Here is a 17,427-nt window from a genome sequence, read left to right as displayed (position 1 = left end):
TTCAGATTACAACTTAGAGGCGTGCGAGATAAATCGTTTTTCCTTTTTAGATTATCTAAACTTTTTGCGTAGTCCCCAAGTTTTGGAACTGATCCCTTATCGTTTTAGAAAAAATCTTGATGGGCACCCACTGAAAGAGGAAATACTTTTTAATGACTATTATGAGTTTCCTGATTTTACTTTTCCGGGAGCAGGGCTTAATTGTACGTCAGAAGATTTTGCCAATTGGATCATTGCTTTGCAAAACAATAAGTTATTTCAGAAATCTACTACTTTACAAACCATGTGGTCACCGATTAAACTTAATAATGGAACGGCAACAAGCTGGACACGTGGTTGGGGAATTGCCAAACTTCGTGAACGCCATAAAGCGATTGGAATGTCAGGAGGAAGCCGATCTGTATTTTTAATTTATCCGGACGATAATTTAGCGGTGGTAGTACTTACCAATTTGGCAGGAAGTTATCCTGAAGATTTTATTGAAGAAATTGCAGGCTGTTATAATGCGGAGATTATCAAAGCTGATCCTTTAACTTATCTTAGAAAAAACCTGAAGAAAGTAGGATTTGATAAAGCCATTGATTTTGTGAAAAATGAAAAAATACAAAACCCAAAATGGAGTGTTCAGGAGGATGAACTTAATAATTGGGCTTACCGAATGTTAGCGAAAAATCAATTGAATGAAGCATCTGAAATTTTTAAACTGAATGTCTTTCTGTTTCCTGACAGTTGGAATGCTTATGACAGTTATGGTGAAATCCTGCTGAAAATGAACAATAAAACTAAAGCGATAGAAATGTATAAAAAATCAATACAGTTAAACCCTTCTAATGAAAATGGGAAAAAGGTTTTAAATGAGATTAACGGTCAATAGATTCAAAGAAAATCCCCTGAAGCAGAACTTTAGGAGATTATTTATTCTTATTTTATTAAGTAATAAGGTTCAGAAAAATATTTACTTGGTTTGAAGTAAGCCGTTTTCCTGTCCGCATCAAAAATCCAATTGAATCTTCTCATTACATCAGCACCGAAATAATTGGTAGTTTGGGTTTTGAGATCTCCAACAAAGAATCCTGCAGTAACATCTTTTAATACAGTGTTTCCTAATTTTAGAAACGGTAAAACTCCTTGTTTGGTCACGATGCTTTTTCCTGCGGAATTTCTTAATGTTTTTTCGCCTGTAACTTTTAATTTTTTGTCTAATTCTTGTTTGTCTGAAAATTCATTACTGTAAAGCAAACCACCTGAATATCCTGATTGCATAAGAAAATAAACTTCCTGTTGTTTGCCATCAATCACATTATCAGCAACAATATGGAAGAGTCCGTATTCGGAAAATAAAGGCGTTGATTCATATCCTTTCATATCAGGCATTTTATCATATATCACAAATTGATTGTTATCATAATCAATTTTAAAAGCTTTGCCTTTGAACATTTGAGTTCCTATTTTTCCATCGGCTTCATGTCCGGTTAGTTCGTTGTCAGAAAATACAACATTTTTTAAGGTGAATTTTCCTATTTTCACGGTGTTGTTTTCGCTCACTTTATCTTTAAAAATAATGTGATCGGCATTTCTTTTTCTTTCAGGAGAGATAGAAGCGTCTTCCATGGCAATTTGAAACATCAGATCCAAAGAATCTTTATCATTCACCAAAGCTTTTACAATGATATTATTGTGTTTTGTTATTCTAAACGGAATCTTTTCCTGTGCTTTTACTACGAGAAAACTGGCAGATAGAAGAACTAGAAGATGTACTTTTTTGAACATAAAATGGTGTGATATAAGTTGATGTTTTAAAGGAAGTAAATTAGCTTTTATTTTTGATATAAGAATAGTTAAAAATACGTGTCCATTTTTCGGTTGTTAATCAATGGTTTTAAAGATTAGTTTTGTCAAAAACGAATAAAAGCTATTCAACTTTTTTTGATAAAATTAATTATAGATAAACAATGAATGCAGATAAAGAAAAATGGATTCTTTTAGTAGTGTTAAGCCTTATTTGGGGATCTTCTTTTATTTTGATTAAAAAATCTCTAGACCATTTTACTCCTTTTCAGGTAGGTGCTTTAAGGGTCCTTATTGCAGGAGTTGTTCTGATGCCGATTGCTATTTCTAAGTATAAATTATTTCCTAAAAAACATGTAAAATGGCTTGTTTTAGCAGCGTTTACAGGGAGTTTTATTCCAATGTTTCTGTTTCCTATTGCAGAAAAAGAAGTAACCAGTAGTATTGCAGGAATTATTAATTCCATGATGCCTATTTTCGTAATTATTGTAGGCGCTTTGGTCTGGAATTTCGAAACAACAAAACAACAGATGATTGGAGTTTTTATAAGCTTTACAGGAGTGTGTTTATTGGCTTTTGGTGGTGGTGAGGGCACTGTATTCAAGATTATTCCTATTCTGTTGTTGTTACTAGCTACTTTATGCTACGCAGTAAGCACCACAACGGTAAAGTCTAAACTGATGGAAATTTCTTCTACTGTACTGTCTGCCTTTGTCTTCTCATTTGTATTATTTATCCCTTCATTACTCGCTTTAAGTCTCACCGGATTTTTTTCTACATTTAGTTTTTCTCAGGATAATATGACCGGATTGATGTTTGTAAGTTTATTGTCTGTATTCGGAACGGGACTTGCCATGATGATGAACTATAGATTACTGAAAGTATCTACTCCATTATTCGCATCAACTGTAACGTTATTAATGCCTATTGTTGCTATTGCTTGGGGGATGTTGGATGGTGAAAGATTAACTGTTTTACAATTTATAGGAGCAGCTATCATTATCGCCGGATTGATCTTTTTAAGATCGAAACCTAAAAAATAAAATAATAAATCTGTTTTTTATTTTTAATATGAAAGAATATAAAAATACTTGTCCATTTTTCGGTTGTTCATCAATGGTTGAAAAGAGTAATTTTATCAAAAAAATAGAATGACAAATATTCAAATATTTAAAGAGCTGCATCAAAATAATAAACCGTTATTACTGGGGAATGTTTGGAATCCGCAAAGTGCTAAAGTCTACGAAAAATTAGGGTATCAAGCGTTGGCGACTTCAAGTTCAGCAGTTGCGCACAGTTTAGGATATGAAGATGGCGAGAATATGACTTTTGATGAATATCTTTATATGGTAGGAAGAATATTGAAATCAATATCAATTCCATTAACGGTAGATCTGGAAGGTGGTTATGGAAAGACTGTTGATGCTGTTGTTTCAAATATTTCTAAGCTTGCCGAGATAGGAGTGGTGGGTATTAACATAGAAGACAGTTTTATGGTTGAAGGAACAAGGAAAATAGCCGCTAAAGAAGTGTTTTTTGAAAAGTTGAAATCAATTATTTCAAAACTTAAAGAAGCGCATGTTGAAATGTTTATCAATGTAAGAACAGATACTTTTTTATTGGGGTTGGAGAATCCTGTAGAAGAGACATTACAAAGAATAAAACTGTTTGAAGAAGCCGAAGTTGATGGAATTTTTGTTCCTTGTATTACTGCAGAAAAGGATATTGAAATAATTGTTAAGTCAACTAAAATTCCTGTGAATGTAATGGCAATGCCCGAGTTACCAGATTTTAAAACTCTTCAGAATTTGGGAGTAAAAAGAATATCGTCCGGTAATTTTCTAAATGGATATATTTATAAAAATTTAGAAGAAAAAGGCAGTGAAATTATGCAGGAACAAAGTTTTTCACCCATTTTTAAATAATTAATGAAACTTACAGCAGAAAGAATGTATCAGGCATCATTGGATAAAGATTCTTCATTTGAGGGAACTTATTGGATGGCTGTAAAAACTACCGGAATTTTTTGTCGACCAACCTGTACTGCACGAAAGCCGAAGAAAGAGAATGTAGAATTTTTTCTAAATGCAGATGAAGCAATGGAGAAGGGGTACAGGGCATGTAAAATATGTAAGCCTCTCGAAAAATTAAATGAAACACCTCAATATATTCAAGAACTATTGGCTGAATTGACGCACAACGAATCTCTGAAAATCAAAGATGCTGATCTACTGAAAAGAAATATTGAACCCGTAACAATCCGTCGTTGGTTTCTCAAAAATCATGGAATGACCTTTCAGGCTTTTCAAAGAGAATTTAGGATGAATACAGCTTTTAAAAAGATAAAAAATGGCGAAAGTATTATGGAAACGGCTTTAGATTCAGGATATGAAAGTTTAAGTGGTTTTAATGAAAGTTTTAAAAATATTCTTGGAGTTTCTCCTAAAAATAGCAGAGTACAGATGATTATTGATCTTAAAAGAATAGAAACTCCCCTCGGAACTATGTTTGCCTGTGCTGTAGACGAAGGTATTTGTTTACTTGAATTTACAGACCGAAAAAATATGGAAAAACAATTTATCTCATTATCCAAAGCATTGAATGCCGAAATTGTTCAGGGTGAAAATAAGCACTTCAAACAATTGGAGGATGAATTAGCAGAATATTTTGAAGGTAAAAGAAATCAATTTGAGGTTCCTTTATCTATTACAGGAACAGAATTTCAAAAAAATGTCTGGCAGCTTTTGCGTGAAATTCCAATAGGAGAGACCAGGAACTACAAACAGCAATCTGAATTGTTGGGAAATCCAAAAGCTATTCGCGCGGTAGGAACAGCAAACGGGATTAATAAAATTGCAATTTTAATTCCCTGTCACCGAGTAATTGGTTCAAACGGTGAGCTGGTAGGCTATGCAGGCGGAATATGGAGAAAACAAAAATTATTGGAATTGGAGAAGGCTATTTTGTTTTGATTTTCGTATTTTTAAACAAAAATTTACACGTGAAAAAGTTATTATTTGCACTTTGCATATCAACTTCAGCTTTCAGTTTTGCACAAGACTATTCTGTACCGGCAGCAAGCCCGCGTCAACAGGTAGAACAACAGTTCTCAATGTCTAAAATCACTATCGATTATGGAAGACCGGGAGTAAAAGGTCGTAAGATCTTTGGAGAATTGGTTCCTTACGGACAAGTTTGGAGAGCGGGAGCAAACTCTTCTACAAAAATCACATTCGGACAGTCGGTTAACTTCGGAGGAAAAATAGTTCCTGCAGGAACTTACGGATTGTTCATCGTTCCTACAGAAAAAGAATGGAAAGTGATCTTGAATAAAGATTTCCAACAGTGGGGTGCTTATACTTATGATCCAAAACAGGATGTAGTAGACGTTACTGTGCCAGTAAACAAGTTAGCAGACAAGCAAGAGTGGTTTGAAATTACATTAAACCCAACAGATGAAAATTCTGGAAATCTTGTGATCAAATGGGATCTTGCTCAGGCAGAAGTTGCTTTAAAGCCTGCAAAACCAGATGCGGTAATTAAAATTACTGACAAATTAAAAGAAATTAAGAAAATAGAATCAGACGCAGCTAAAACAAAAGGCTAAGAAAGGAAATCGTACGATTCCATCTGATCTTAAAAAAAATATTATTTACAGATGAATTTTTCTATTCAACCTATTTTAGAAAATCAAGAATATCAATTAATCCCCTTACAGCAAGGGGATTTTGAATCTTTATACGAAGTAGCTTCAGATCCTAAGGTCTGGGAGCAGCACCCTAATAAAGACCGTTACCAAAGAGAAGTTTTTGAAAACTTTTTTAAAGGTGCAATGGAAAGCCAAGGTGCTTTTAAAATTATAGAAAAAAGTTCCGGAGCTGTGTTAGGCAGTACCCGTTTTTATAATTTTGGAGAAGAGAAGAATGGTATTTTTGTTGGCTATACTTTTTATGGAACAAAATCTTGGGGAAAGGGCATTAATCCACAGATTAAGAAATTAATGCTGGATTATATTTTCCAGTTTGTAGATAAAGTATACTTCCATATTGGTAAAGATAACCTTCGTTCACAAATTGCTTTGGAGCGTCTTGGAGGCGAGAATATTGCTGAAGAAAAAGTAGCTTATTACGGAGAACCTACAAGAACTAATTTTGTTTATGAGATCAAAAAAGAAAATTGGTCATGAAAAAATTTAAGATCCAAAAATCACCTTTTGTGGTCCCTACTACAGATGGAAAATTAATTGAGGAACATTGGGGGAATTCTACCCAAAATTCAAATATTTCAATTGCCCGTATGATTGCTCCTCCAAATTGGAGTGAGCCACACCAGACTCCTCAATTTGATGAATTTACGATCATTGTTTCAGGTAAAAAACAATTTGAGATTGACGATGAGATTGTTGTTCTTGAAGAAGGTCAAAGTATTTTGGTAGAAAAAGGAGCGAGAGTAAGTTATAGCAATCCTTTTTCAGAACCTTGTGTGTATATTGCGATTTGCCTTCCTGCTTTCTCAGTTGATTTGGTGAATAGGGAAGAGGATACGAATTAATCATGGCGACACAAATTTGTCCGAAATGTCAAATGGATTCTTTCACTTGGAGCATTAATGACGAAATTTCTAATATTACTAATTGGGGATGTTATGAATGTGGTTATCAGGCGATAGAAAATGAAGTTAATGAGTGTGCTTGTGAAAACTGTAGAAAGAAGCAGAAAACTAAACTAAAAGATAGTGAAACAGAATATTGGTGGTGTTCTCATTGTAATGAAATCACTCAAGAATGAAAATGACTTCAATGATTTTGAGGTCATTTTTTTTGATGATTTTATAAAAATTATTTTTGTAAGTTCGCGGCTTTGAAAATTACTATATGAAACACAATTTATCAATTGTATTATTACTGGGTATTGCACTTTCTACAACTTCATGTGCATCTATGTTTACAGGAACTAAAGATAAAATATCTTTCAATTCAACTCCTGAAGGAGTCAAAGTATTCCATAAAGGAATCGAAAAATGTACTACGCCTTGTACTGCTGAAATTCACAGATCATTAGGCAAACAAACTGTTACCTTTGAAAAAGAAGGCTTTGTAAGCAAAGAAGTTAAATTAACCAAAACGTTTAATCCGGTAACATTATTAAACATCCTTTTGGGAGGAGCAATAGGAGTTGGAATTGATGCAGCTACAGGATCTCTGACTAAATATTCGCCAAAGCAATATACGGTTGAATTAGAAGCTAAATAATATTCTAGCATAAAATAAATGCTTCGACTTCATTCAGATTGGCATTACTAAAAACAGTTAGTATTAGAAATGTCCTGCTGAGCGAAGTCGAAGCATCTTTTTTATTTATTAAAATTTACATCTTATTTCAAAATTTCCTTCAAAAACATCAATGTATGATTCCAGGCTCTTTTGGCCATCACCTCGTTATAATCTGGTGACTTGGGATCTGTAAAAGTATGTTTTGAATGGGCATACGTAATGATTTGCCAATCTGCATTTCCTTCATTCATCTCTTTAATCAGATTGTTGTAATCCTCTGGTGTAACGCTTTTATCGTCTGCTGGGTTTTCAACGAGAATTTTAGTAGATATTGCTCCATTTTTTCTGGTTTGATCTTTACCAATACTTCCATGAATGGAAACAACGCCCACCACAGGCAAGCTTCCTCTCGCAGATTCTAATGCTCCAGTTCCTCCGAAACAATAACCAATCACAGCAATTTTATTGGAAATCGCTCCGTTTTTCTTTAACTGCTCTAATGCCAAAGAAATACGTTTTTGGTATTCGGCATAATTTTGTTTGTAGTGTCCCGCAGCTTTTCCTGCGGCATCATTATCGGCAGGAATATTTCCTTCACCATAAATATCAGCAACAAAAGCAATATAGCCTTGCTTTTCCAGTTCAGAGGCAGCAGTTTTTGCTTCGTCATCAATTCCTTTCCAGGCTGGAAGAATTAAAACTCCCGGAAGTTTTTTTCCTGCATTGGAAGTGACTAAACCATTCAGTTTTTGCACACCATCCTGATAAGAAACTTTTTTAAGATTCTGACTGAAAACTATTCCTGAAGCCATGAGAGAAGCTGTTAATAATATTGAACGTATCATATGTATAAATTAATTTTTTAGGAGCTTTATCCCGCTTTCCGTTGCAATCTTTTTTTTCAAAAAAGGATTTTCTCTGCAATCGGGGCTAGGGTATTTGTCGGATTTTTAAATTTTCACCATCAAATCAACACTTTTTTTAAAAAATCTAACGTCTTGTTTGTCATTCCGTAGGAATCTAAACAATAGTATTAGAGATGAGTATAGAGGTTATTACGAGGAATAAAATAGCGAAACATTTTAAATTTAAACTTTACAAAATAAGTCTAGATTCCTACGGAATGACAAACTTTGCGCTGATGTAAAATTTATCTTAGAGATTGCTTCGTCGCTTCGCTCCTCGCAATGACGACATCCTCATCTAAATTAATGAAAATAACTAACAACAACGATTAATAAAACATTATAAAATATTAAGCTTTATAAAACTGATATTCACCGTTTTCATAATACGCATTAATATGCTGCAATCCATTCGTTAAAACAATTTCTGTTGCTCCGATAATGGAATTGTATCTCGCGGTTTGTTCGAATGTTTTTTCTGTTAATTTAATAGAAGGAGCTTTGCATTCTATCAGTATTTTAGGCTGTGCTTTTTCGGTAACTAAAAGGTCAATTCTTTTAGTTAAGCCGTTTAAAATGATCTTTTTTTCAGTAATTAAAGCAGATACCGAATAGGATCTTACGGTGAGATAATAATGTATCCAGTGTTGCCGAACCCATTCTTCGGGGGTGAGCAAAAGGTAAGTTTTACGAACGACATCATAAATAAAAAACTTATCTTTGTCTTTCTTGAATTTAAAATCAAAAGTTTCCTGAAAATTCAGTTTTGGGAGTTCCATTATAGTAAGATGAAAGAATTAGATTTAATCCTCAAAAATATTAAAAATAAAGAAGTTTTACCTATTTATTTTTTCCACGGAGATGAACCTTATTTTATTGATTTAGCGGTAAAAGCTTTTGAACACGACTTTTTGGAAGAGGACGAAAAAGCCTTTAACCAAACGGTTACCTACGGAAAAGATACAACCTATCAGGAGATTCTTTCGTTAGCGAGGCAGTTTCCGATGATGGGAGACAAGCAGGTTATTATCGTAAAAGAGGCGCAGGATCTTAAGCTAAGTGAAGAAGAAGGCAGAGCTTTGGAAGCATATGTTGAGAATCCTGTTCCGTCCACCGTTTTGGTTTTTACCCACAAACACAAGAAATTAGACAGTCGAAAAAAGGTTACTAAAGCTTTAGAGAAAGCTAAATTGCTTTTCCTGAGTGAATCTATTAAGGAGAATAATCTTCCCAAATGGATTGCTGATGAATGTCTCAAATTAAAAATAAAAACAGCTCCGAATATTTCTAATCTCTTGGCAGAATACCTTGGGAACGACCTTTCCAGAATTGCTAATGAGCTGAATAAACTAAAGATCATTCTCAAAGAAGGAGAAGTTCTTGACGGAACAATTATCGAAAACCATATCGGGATTAGTAAAGAATACAATGTCTTTGAATTACAGAAAGCTTTAGGAACAAAAAATGCCAACGCAGCGTTTAAAATTGCTCATTTTATGGGTAAGAATCCTAAAAATAATCCTTTTGTAATGATGCTGGCCAGTTTGTACAGTTACTTTTCCAATGTTATTATTTATAACACAATGGCCGGTCAGTCGCCACAGATTATCGCTTCACAGATGGGAATTAATCCTTATTTCATTAAAGATTATGCAGAAAGTGCAAGATTATATCCTTTAAAACATGCCACAAGAGTAATCTCAATTTTGAGAGAATTTGACATGAAAGGAAAAGGTCTCGGAGCGGTAAATATGAGCGAAGCAGAACTAATCAAAGAATTGGTGTACAAGATCATCAACGTAGATAAGATTAAAATGAAAGTTTAGAAGGTGAATTGTGAATGGCCAATTCGTTTCACTTGTCAATTTTTTATGTGAGATAAAAATTCACTATTGACCCTTGACTTATTGACAAACATTAATCGAAATTCGACATATTAAATATTGACAAGTATCATTAAAATAACTTTAATTACATATTAAAAATTACGAAATTAGCACTCGGAAATTTTTAAATCTTTTGAAAAGCAAATTATGGAGCAAAACATTTTAGATTGTGTGATCGTTGGATCTGGACCTTCAGGTTTCACAGCGGCAATTTATGCAGCAAGAGCAGACTTAAAACCTGAATTATACACTGGTTTGGAGCCGGGCGGACAATTAACGACAACAACAGAAGTTGACAACTTTCCAGGGTATCCTGCAGGAGTTACAGGTCCGGAAATGATGATGGATTTGCAAAAGCAAGCTGAAAGATTTGAGACTAAAGTGCATTACGAAATGATCACTAAAGTTGAACTTTCTAAAGAAGTTGGAGGCGTTCATAAATTGTATGCGGGAACTAAAGAGATTTTTGCTAAAACAGTAATTATTTCAACAGGAGCAACTGCAAAATATTTAGGTCTTGATGACGAGAAAAAATACAATGGAGGAGGAGTTTCTGCATGTGCTACATGTGACGGGTTTTTCTACAGAGGAAAAGACGTTGTAGTAGTAGGAGCAGGAGATACAGCAGCTGAAGAAGCTACTTACCTTGCTAAATTGGTGAATAAAGTAACCATGTTGGTGAGAAAAGGAGAATTCAGAGCATCAAAAGCAATGATCCACAGAGTTCAGAATACACCGAATATTGAAGTGAAGTTTTTCCACGAATTGATTGGTATTGAAGGTGAAAATAACTTGGTAGAAAGAGCAGTTGCTATTAACAACCAAACTCAGGAGAAATCTACAGTTGATGTTCACGGTATTTTTATCGCGATTGGTCACAAACCAAATACCGATATTTTTGCAGGACAAATTGATCTTGATGAAAACGGATATATTGTAACTGAAAAAGGTTCTACAAGAACTAACCTTCCTGGAGTATTTGCTGCGGGAGATGTTCAGGATCATATCTACAGACAAGCGATTACTGCTGCCGGAAGTGGATGTATGTCTGCAATGGATGCAGAAAAATATTTAGCTGAACTACATTAATAGTTAACTTTAAAATATAAAACGCACCTTTATGGTGCGTTTGTTTTTTACTATGAGAAATCTATTCTACATATTTATTGGCGGCGGTTTAGGGAGTATGTTGAGGTATTTGATATCTAACTATACCCAAAAACTTTGGAATATAAGCTCATTTCCGATGGGCACTTTTTTGGTGAATATCACAGGGTGTCTTCTTATTGGTTTCCTGACTTCTTATTTTATGAAGAATGATAATTCTTTAAAATTCCTTCTGATTACAGGACTTTGCGGAGGATACACTACTTTTTCTACTTTCTCTGTAGAAAATTTCTCTTTGTGGCAAAATCAGCAGTACGGAGTTTTATCTTTATATGTTTTATTAAGTCTGATTTTAGGATTTGGTGCTGTAATTTTAGGAATGAAAATTCAAACTTCACTGTAATAGTCGATGTTTACGAAAAATAATTGGGTTGATTTATAGGTGCTTATTGTTTTTGGTGTAAAATTCTTTTGAAAATGTTTTGACAGAATTGAAAAACTTTCTATATTTGCACCACTAAAAGCAACGATACAATCGGAGTTTAAGGAGAGATGGCAGAGTGGTCGATTGCGATAGTCTTGAAAACTATTGACTGTAACAGGTCCGGGGGTTCGAATCCCTCTCTCTCCGCTGGAAAGTAAGAGTAAAACTCAAAAAATGCTTTAAAAGCTATTAAAACCTGCAATTTTAATTAATTGCAGGTTTTTTGTTTTTGGGGAGTATAGCCAAAATTTGCAAAAATACTCAAAAACTATGTGGCAAGTTCGTGGCACTTTTAAAATGATAAAATAATTGCCATAGAATTTGATTTAATCATCTGTAAATCAACAGGTAAAACTAGTTTACGACTTGACTTAGGTTCACTTTAATTCGACATTTACTAACATTTAAAAATTGTTGAATTATGCTGGAAACCAGTTACGGGTTAACCTTCTTCTTGAAGAGCCCAAAAAGAAAAACTGATATGATCAGGTATGTTTATTTGAGAGTTACCGTTGATGGGATACCTAAAGAAACTTCTACTAAAAGAAAATGGGATCTTAAAAGATGGGATCAGGATACTGAACGGGCAACGGGAACTAAAGAAGATGCAAGAAGTCTTAATTTTTTCCTGGATTCATTAGTGACCAATATCAGTAATTATAAAACTGAGTTGATTAACGAGTGCAAAACGATAAGTGCAATGCGTATCATTGATTTTGTAAAAGGAAATAACCCTTCAAAATCTAAAGTACTGGAGGAGTTTCAAAAACATAATGATGAAGTCCTTGCCTTGTTTCCACAAGAGTATGCAAAAGGCACCCATACACGTTTCGTAACTGCGAGGTCCCATGTACAGGAATTTATTCTTTTTAAATATCAAAAAGAGGACATTGAGTTTAGAGAACTTAACTATGAATTTATCAAAGATTATGAAATGTTTCTGAAGACCATAAGGAAATGTTGCAATAATACAACTTTAAAATATATAGCGAATTTTAAAAAGATTGTTCTCCGCGGCGTCGCTAAAGAAATCATTCCAAAGGATCCGTTCTTATTATTTAAAGGCAAAAAGGTTAAAATTTTAAAAGAACCTTTAACCCGGGCCGAGCTATATTTACTGGAAACAAAACAATTTGAAAGTGAACGCCTCAGTACGGTCAGAGATATCTTTGTTTTCCAATGCTATACGGGTCTGGCATATATTGATGTCAAGCAGTTAAAAAAGACTGACATAAAGCGGGGAATTGACGGGGAACTTTGGATTATGAGTAACAGACAGAAAACAAAATCGAGTACCGATATTCCCCTGCTTCCAAAGGCCTTAGAGATTATGGAAAAATATGAAAATTGCCCTTTTTGTGTGGAGCGTGGATTGGTGCTTCCGGTGAAATCCAATCAAAAGATGAATGAATATCTCAAAGAAATTGCTGAGCTGAGCAAGGTTTATAGTAGGCTTAATACACATAAAGCAAGACGTACATTCGCTAGTACTATCGCACTAAACAATGGTGTGTCAATCCATGTTGTCAAAGAAATGTTAGGGCACCATTCAATATCGCAAACCGAGGATTATGCCATAACAGAGCAGGAAACTATAGGAAGGGAAATGCTGGAACTGAAGGAAAGACTTTCCCGACCATCTAAACAAGAAGGCAGCGATAGCTTTTCAGTAATACTTCAGCAGTTTGAAAATGACTTAGCGGATCTAAAACGCTGTCACCTGTCAACAGAAGAAAAAGGTTTTGATGATAAATTTACTCAATTTGAAGAAAGATTTAATAAATTTAAGGTTGGTCTTAGTGTAAATTAATGGTAAGAAAGAAGACGACGGATTAAAATTTTAATCCGTCGTCTACTACATAAAATTAGAGTATTCATACTTCTGGATTGATTTTAAAATACTAAGAATTCAACTGTACTACGATAGCCAGGATGATAACACGGCGTATATTTTATATAACCAAGATCCTGAAGCTGCTTAAAGTACTTGTGATAGGTTGGGAGAGTATTGATGTGCGACATTGCCATCAATCTGCTGCGGCTTACTCGGAGCTTTTTATGCTCATTCTGTAAATAGGCAATCTGGATAAGAGCAAACAAAAGGGCCAGGTGCCAGACATTTAGTCTTGTATCATTTATTATCACCTTCAAAAAATTAAGCCATTGCCCTGTATTATTTGTTTCCATCTCCAAATAATTTTAGTAAATCGGTTTTGCTGTAATAATATGATCCCATAACCTTACGGAAACGGATTTTTCCAGTTACACGGATATTTTGAAGCGTACCAGGTGAGATAGCCATTATGTGTCGGACGGCTTTACTTCTTAACCATTCTTGTGGTTCTTCCTGTGGGGCTGATAATATTTTTTTGTCGAGTATTTTTTCGATATCATGTAATAGCTGTAGGCTTAATTGACGAAGATCGTCTTTTGTAACTTGTTCCATTGGGTATTATCTTTAGTTGCCTAAATCTATGCGCTGTTAGATATTTGTAACCCGAATGTGTCTCTTAATGGCTTTTTTTGGCGTTAAATGGCATTTGGAATTTTGTTGTCTTTATACAAAGTTTGCTGTGTTTATTCCTTTCTACATTCAGATAAAGTTTTCATAATAGTCTAAATATTTCTCTTTAATGATTGCAAAAATTACATCTTTTGTTCTGGTAATTATATTTAAACCTTGATTTTGACATTTAAATTTCTTTATTCTCATGTAATTAAATCTCATAAGTGAGAAATATAATTAAAAGTATTAAGTTGAATAACCTAAACGATCCTCTTAAGAGGATACTAATTATTCACTTAATCTAATTACCATGGTACAACTTATTTACAGAGATGCTCTCTTAAGTATCTCCCAACATGAGCAGAGAATTAGTCTTGAATCTACGCATGTCATTGATGAATCTTACCGGATGACGATCTTCCTCAGGGATCTTCTTACCAGGATGAAAGAGCATGTTTTGACTAAAGGTTTTACGAGTAAACATGAAGAAATTGAATTTTTCAGAACTGTTAAGCCCCAGATCTTAGGTAAGCTTATCTATTATAACAAGCTCTATAGGATAGAAACTTCGTGTCCTGTTGCCAGTGGAAAAATGCATCACAAATATTATTCAGGAGAGTTGCAGCATTTAAAGCACGAATACCGGGAGCAGATTTGTAATTCTGATTTCTTCCGGTATTACCGTTCCGGACGAACTGATCTTGATCACGAGTACTTTGAACTTGGAAAAATCAACTTTAATGGAGGACTCAACAGTTATGTATTTGAAATTGACCATCATTTTTCGACCTATTATGACTATAAGGTTTCTCGTATTATCGCTAATGGGTTAATTTATTCTTATCTATTGTCGAAAGTCACCCATGATGACGCGGAATGGCAGACGAATGATAAAGATTTTTTTTGGACAGATTCTAAAAACGCACTGATCGAACTTATTTATGCCTTATATGCATCGGAAAGTATCTCGGGGGGTAAAATAGGAATCCGAAAGATGAGCATTGTCTTTCAGGTGCTTTTCAGGATAAAGCTGGGTGATATTCACCACGCTTTTCACCGAATGAAGGAGCGAACGGGGAACCGAACTTCTTACCTGGATCATCTTAAAGCTTCTTTAGAGAAGTATATGGATAAGGACATCTATTAAAAGGGTTTCTCATATCATCATTTTTTTGCTTTTATATTGTAAAGGCGGCTATCTCACTTTTTATTACAATACCTATTTTCCGCTTTCCGCCCATGTCTGCCAATGGGTAAAAATTGCCACTTCTTCAATGATAATTGCTTGTGAGAATAAAAATATCAGATTTTCAGCCAGTTATCATTTTTAGCAAAATGTAAAGAAATCTTATTTTTCCATTGGCAATGCTTGGCGGAGAATTCCGCAAATGCTGCTGAATTTTGTACAACTACTAACCAATATCTGTACAATGAAAATCATAGCCATTAAACAACAGACCTGCCATTCATCCTATGAAAACCCTTGGATACTACGAAACATAAGTTTTAAGGCTTTATGGATCATTCATTTAAAGGGTCATCGCAATAAAATAATCCATTTATAATTAAGGTTATGGAAATCGACAAAATGGAATTCAATTTTTGGATGAAAAGGATCATGGAACGTTTTGATGTTCTTAGTGATCAGCTGGGTGTGAATAGTAAACAACTCAGCTCCATAGATGGAGAAGAGCTTCTGGATAACCAGGAAGTTCTTCAAAAGCTTAAAATCAGTCCGCGCTCTTTGCAGCGATATCGTTCCTCAGGTAAATTACCTTACTCAACCATTAGCGGTAAACTATATTATAAGCTTTCTGATGTCAACAATTTTATCCGGGGGAGCTTTTCTAATTCTTTGGAGAGAATAGGGCTTAAGAGAGACAAATAACGCCACTGAAAGACAATGAGGAATATACTCTCAGTATGGCTTTTACTTTTGAAAGCAAATTGTAAAAGCATACATCATGAGCGAATTAGAAACCCCGCACCAGGAAACTCCCGATCAGCTGTCTGATATTTTATTGGTTCTGAATAAGGAAACCATGAAACTCGAAGCGGTAAAAGGAATGGGAGAGAACGGTAAACTGGAAACCGTTCCCCCGAATAAGAAAAATGAAAACCAGTTTATGAAAGTGGATAAACATGGGGATCTGTTTTCCAATTTTTTTTCCAATTTCATAAGCCAACTTAAAAATCCTACTAATTTTTCATTCTTCAAGGTTCCTTCCCCAATAGCCGTTCAAACCGCCGGTGAAATTCAGAAAGCCATTAAAAATGCAACGCCAGAAGGGGACGAAGTATTGTCAAAATATAAAGTGAACGCCGATAAAGTTGAAGAAAAGCTGGGACAGAAAGAAAAACCTCAAAACAACGAATCACAAAATCAAAATACAATGGAAAATACACAGACAACACCCTCTGTAGCTCCTCCGGCGACCGGTGAATATCGGTATAAAGTGGAAGACATCGATTGGGAAACGATGTCCAATCTTGGATTAAGTCAGGAGAAACTGGAAAAAATGAAAATTCTTGATCCCTTACTAAAAGGTTATAAAACCAATGAATTGATACCGATCAGTTTAAACTTAGGAACAGCAATTACCCGGTTGGATGCAAGGCTTTCTCTACAACAAAACGAAGAAGGGAAAGTTGTTATGGCGATCCATGGTATTCGCAAAGAGCCCAACCTACATTTTCCCTTTTTCGGACATGAGTTTACTAAAGAAGATAAAGATAATCTTTTAAAAACCGGAAATATGGGACGTGTCGTTGAGCTGACTCACAGTAAAACCGGTGAAAAAATTCCTTCCATTATAAGCGTTGATAGACTCACCAATGAGGTTATTGCACTGAGGGCAGATAAAATTAAAATACCGGATGAAATTAAAGGGGTAAAGCTTAATGATGGGCAAAAGCAGATTCTTCTGGAGGGTAAACCACTTCATGTAGAAGGAATGATCTCCAAAAAGGGAGAACCATTTAATGCTGATGTCCAGTTTAATGCTGACAAGCGCTATGTAGAATTTCTTTTTGACAGAAGCAATTCAAACAAGCAGACCCAAAATGAGCAGAAAGTTCAGTCAATGGAAGCGCCAAAAGTTTTTAGAGGAAAAGAACTTGATGAGAAGCAATATCAGCAATTTAAAGAAGGGCAGACAGTTTATGTTGGGGATCTGATCGATAAAAAAGGTGAAAAATACCAGGGGTACATCACGTTCGATAAAGAAACTGGCAAAACCGGATTCTCTTTCAATAATCCGGATAAATTAAAAGACAAGATACAGCCTACCGAGGCTCATAAAACCCAGACCGCAGTTAATTCGGAAGGAAAAACCAATGAATCAACCCAAAAGAGCAGTGAACCTTTGAAATCGGGACAGACAAATCCTGACACTAAAAAGCAACAGGAACAGCAGGAGATCCCTAAACCGCCTGTCAAAACCAGAGGCAGAAAAATATAATCAAATTCCTCTTAAAGT

General features: G+C 34.8%; 20 protein-coding genes and 1 tRNA gene. 17 read left to right on the top strand and 4 right to left on the bottom strand.

What is annotated here, in order from left to right; translation table 11 throughout:
• Positions 1–874 (top strand): serine hydrolase (locus tag BUB80_RS20845; protein ID WP_228433906.1); only part of this gene is annotated, 874 nt, incomplete at its 5' end.
• Between the two features lie 47 nt (positions 875–921).
• Here the strand turns inward: BUB80_RS20845 and BUB80_RS20840 are convergent.
• Positions 922–1,770, bottom strand: coding sequence for a hypothetical protein (locus BUB80_RS20840; RefSeq protein ID WP_073297320.1), 849 nt, complete (start codon positions 1,768–1,770; stop codon positions 922–924).
• Between the two features lie 182 nt (positions 1,771–1,952).
• On the opposite strand from BUB80_RS20840, the gene BUB80_RS20835 reads away from it, so the two are divergent.
• From BUB80_RS20835 to BUB80_RS20800, 8 genes are all read left to right on the top strand, one after another.
• On the top strand, positions 1,953–2,831 hold the full coding sequence (locus BUB80_RS20835; protein WP_073297317.1) for a DMT family transporter: 879 nt from the start codon (positions 1,953–1,955) through the stop codon (positions 2,829–2,831).
• Between the two features lie 108 nt (positions 2,832–2,939).
• Complete coding sequence (locus BUB80_RS20830; protein ID WP_073297314.1) at positions 2,940–3,713, top strand: isocitrate lyase/PEP mutase family protein; 774 nt, start codon at positions 2,940–2,942, stop codon at positions 3,711–3,713.
• 3 nt (positions 3,714–3,716) lie between these two features.
• Positions 3,717–4,760: a bifunctional transcriptional activator/DNA repair enzyme AdaA gene (locus tag BUB80_RS20825; protein ID WP_073297311.1), complete on the top strand. Its 1,044-nt coding sequence runs from the start codon at positions 3,717–3,719 to the stop codon at positions 4,758–4,760.
• A gap of 29 nt (positions 4,761–4,789) precedes the next feature.
• Positions 4,790–5,395 carry a DUF2911 domain-containing protein gene (locus BUB80_RS20820; RefSeq protein ID WP_073297326.1) on the top strand — a complete coding sequence of 202 codons (606 nt, stop codon included), beginning with the start codon at positions 4,790–4,792 and terminating at the stop codon, positions 5,393–5,395.
• Positions 5,396–5,446: 51 nt separating this feature from the next.
• On the top strand, positions 5,447–5,974 hold the full coding sequence (locus BUB80_RS20815; protein WP_073297308.1) for a GNAT family N-acetyltransferase: 528 nt from the start codon (positions 5,447–5,449) through the stop codon (positions 5,972–5,974).
• A complete protein-coding gene (locus BUB80_RS20810) occupies positions 5,971–6,339 on the top strand; it encodes a cupin domain-containing protein (RefSeq protein WP_073297306.1) in 369 nt (122 codons plus the stop codon). The genes BUB80_RS20815 and BUB80_RS20810 overlap by 4 nt, the downstream gene beginning before the upstream one ends.
• 2 nt (positions 6,340–6,341) lie before the next feature.
• The gene (locus BUB80_RS20805) at positions 6,342–6,575 is read left to right on the top strand and encodes a hypothetical protein (protein ID WP_073297303.1); all 234 of its coding nucleotides are present in this window, start codon (positions 6,342–6,344) and stop codon (positions 6,573–6,575) included.
• Between the two features lie 86 nt (positions 6,576–6,661).
• Entirely contained in the window at positions 6,662–7,039 is a 378-nt protein-coding gene (locus BUB80_RS20800; protein ID WP_073297300.1) for a PEGA domain-containing protein, read from the top strand.
• Positions 7,040–7,161: 122 nt separating this feature from the next.
• On the opposite strand, the gene BUB80_RS20795 is transcribed toward BUB80_RS20800, so the two are convergent.
• Positions 7,162–7,905, bottom strand: coding sequence for a dienelactone hydrolase family protein (locus BUB80_RS20795; RefSeq protein WP_073297297.1), 744 nt, complete (start codon positions 7,903–7,905; stop codon positions 7,162–7,164).
• 410 nt (positions 7,906–8,315) lie between these two features.
• Positions 8,316–8,744, bottom strand: a complete 429-nt coding sequence (locus tag BUB80_RS20790; RefSeq protein WP_073297294.1) for a type I restriction enzyme HsdR N-terminal domain-containing protein — start codon at positions 8,742–8,744, stop codon at positions 8,316–8,318.
• 9 nt (positions 8,745–8,753) lie between these two features.
• Here BUB80_RS20790 and holA point away from each other — a divergent pair, with 9 nt between their 5' ends.
• The 5 genes from holA to BUB80_RS20765 all read left to right on the top strand — a co-directional run bounded on the left by holA (position 8,754) and on the right by BUB80_RS20765 (position 13,252).
• Positions 8,754–9,791, top strand: a complete 1,038-nt coding sequence (holA, locus tag BUB80_RS20785) for a DNA polymerase III subunit delta (protein WP_073297292.1) — start codon at positions 8,754–8,756, stop codon at positions 9,789–9,791.
• A 207-nt stretch (positions 9,792–9,998) separates the two neighbouring features.
• The gene (gene trxB / locus BUB80_RS20780; protein WP_073297289.1) at positions 9,999–10,940 is read left to right on the top strand and encodes a thioredoxin-disulfide reductase; all 942 of its coding nucleotides are present in this window, start codon (positions 9,999–10,001) and stop codon (positions 10,938–10,940) included.
• 52 nt (positions 10,941–10,992) lie between these two features.
• Entirely contained in the window at positions 10,993–11,361 is a 369-nt protein-coding gene (gene crcB, locus BUB80_RS20775) for a fluoride efflux transporter CrcB (protein ID WP_073297287.1), read from the top strand.
• Positions 11,362–11,504: 143 nt separating this feature from the next.
• A tRNA-Ser gene (locus tag BUB80_RS20770) sits at positions 11,505–11,589 on the top strand.
• A gap of 274 nt (positions 11,590–11,863) precedes the next feature.
• Positions 11,864–13,252: a site-specific integrase gene (locus tag BUB80_RS20765; RefSeq protein ID WP_073297284.1), complete on the top strand. Its 1,389-nt coding sequence runs from the start codon at positions 11,864–11,866 to the stop codon at positions 13,250–13,252.
• Positions 13,253–13,615: 363 nt separating this feature from the next.
• On the opposite strand, the gene BUB80_RS20755 is transcribed toward BUB80_RS20765, so the two are convergent.
• Positions 13,616–13,888 carry a MerR family transcriptional regulator gene (locus BUB80_RS20755; protein ID WP_073297278.1) on the bottom strand — a complete coding sequence of 91 codons (273 nt, stop codon included), beginning with the start codon at positions 13,886–13,888 and terminating at the stop codon, positions 13,616–13,618.
• A gap of 370 nt (positions 13,889–14,258) precedes the next feature.
• Here BUB80_RS20755 and BUB80_RS20750 point away from each other — a divergent pair, with 370 nt between their 5' ends.
• From BUB80_RS20750 to BUB80_RS20740, 3 genes are all read left to right on the top strand, one after another.
• Entirely contained in the window at positions 14,259–15,095 is an 837-nt protein-coding gene (locus BUB80_RS20750) for an RteC domain-containing protein (protein WP_073297275.1), read from the top strand.
• A gap of 426 nt (positions 15,096–15,521) precedes the next feature.
• Positions 15,522–15,836, top strand: a complete 315-nt coding sequence (locus tag BUB80_RS20745; RefSeq protein ID WP_073297272.1) for a helix-turn-helix domain-containing protein — start codon at positions 15,522–15,524, stop codon at positions 15,834–15,836.
• 76 nt (positions 15,837–15,912) lie between these two features.
• The gene (locus BUB80_RS20740; protein ID WP_073297270.1) at positions 15,913–17,409 is read left to right on the top strand and encodes a DUF3945 domain-containing protein; all 1,497 of its coding nucleotides are present in this window, start codon (positions 15,913–15,915) and stop codon (positions 17,407–17,409) included.
• The last annotated feature ends 18 nt before the right edge of the window (positions 17,410–17,427 follow it).

This window comes from Chryseobacterium polytrichastri (assembly GCF_900142445.1).
Lineage (GTDB): Bacteria > Bacteroidota > Bacteroidia > Flavobacteriales > Weeksellaceae > Chryseobacterium > Chryseobacterium polytrichastri.
Note: the sequence above shows the minus strand (reverse complement) of the source record. Positions and strands in the feature narration are given on the sequence as shown.

What these genes read in the sequence shown, in the direction of transcription:
- BUB80_RS20840 (WP_073297320.1), bottom strand. Translation starts at nt 1,770, where the DNA reads ATGTTCAAAAAAGTACATCTTCTAGTTCTTCTATCTGCCAGTTTTCTC.
- BUB80_RS20835 (WP_073297317.1), top strand. Translation starts at nt 1,953, where the DNA reads ATGAATGCAGATAAAGAAAAATGGATTCTTTTAGTAGTGTTAAGCCTT.
- BUB80_RS20830 (WP_073297314.1), top strand. Translation starts at nt 2,940, where the DNA reads ATGACAAATATTCAAATATTTAAAGAGCTGCATCAAAATAATAAACCG.
- BUB80_RS20825 (WP_073297311.1), top strand. Translation starts at nt 3,717, where the DNA reads ATGAAACTTACAGCAGAAAGAATGTATCAGGCATCATTGGATAAAGAT.
- BUB80_RS20815 (WP_073297308.1), top strand. Translation starts at nt 5,447, where the DNA reads ATGAATTTTTCTATTCAACCTATTTTAGAAAATCAAGAATATCAATTA.
- BUB80_RS20810 (WP_073297306.1), top strand. Translation starts at nt 5,971, where the DNA reads ATGAAAAAATTTAAGATCCAAAAATCACCTTTTGTGGTCCCTACTACA.
- BUB80_RS20805 (WP_073297303.1), top strand. Translation starts at nt 6,342, where the DNA reads ATGGCGACACAAATTTGTCCGAAATGTCAAATGGATTCTTTCACTTGG.
- BUB80_RS20800 (WP_073297300.1), top strand. Translation starts at nt 6,662, where the DNA reads ATGAAACACAATTTATCAATTGTATTATTACTGGGTATTGCACTTTCT.
- BUB80_RS20795 (WP_073297297.1), bottom strand. Translation starts at nt 7,905, where the DNA reads ATGATACGTTCAATATTATTAACAGCTTCTCTCATGGCTTCAGGAATA.
- BUB80_RS20790 (WP_073297294.1), bottom strand. Translation starts at nt 8,744, where the DNA reads ATGGAACTCCCAAAACTGAATTTTCAGGAAACTTTTGATTTTAAATTC.
- holA (WP_073297292.1), top strand. Translation starts at nt 8,754, where the DNA reads ATGAAAGAATTAGATTTAATCCTCAAAAATATTAAAAATAAAGAAGTT.
- trxB (WP_073297289.1), top strand. Translation starts at nt 9,999, where the DNA reads ATGGAGCAAAACATTTTAGATTGTGTGATCGTTGGATCTGGACCTTCA.
- crcB (WP_073297287.1), top strand. Translation starts at nt 10,993, where the DNA reads ATGAGAAATCTATTCTACATATTTATTGGCGGCGGTTTAGGGAGTATG.
- BUB80_RS20765 (WP_073297284.1), top strand. Translation starts at nt 11,864, where the DNA reads ATGCTGGAAACCAGTTACGGGTTAACCTTCTTCTTGAAGAGCCCAAAA.
- BUB80_RS20755 (WP_073297278.1), bottom strand. Translation starts at nt 13,888, where the DNA reads ATGGAACAAGTTACAAAAGACGATCTTCGTCAATTAAGCCTACAGCTA.
- BUB80_RS20750 (WP_073297275.1), top strand. Translation starts at nt 14,259, where the DNA reads ATGGTACAACTTATTTACAGAGATGCTCTCTTAAGTATCTCCCAACAT.
- BUB80_RS20745 (WP_073297272.1), top strand. Translation starts at nt 15,522, where the DNA reads ATGGAAATCGACAAAATGGAATTCAATTTTTGGATGAAAAGGATCATG.
- BUB80_RS20740 (WP_073297270.1), top strand. Translation starts at nt 15,913, where the DNA reads ATGAGCGAATTAGAAACCCCGCACCAGGAAACTCCCGATCAGCTGTCT.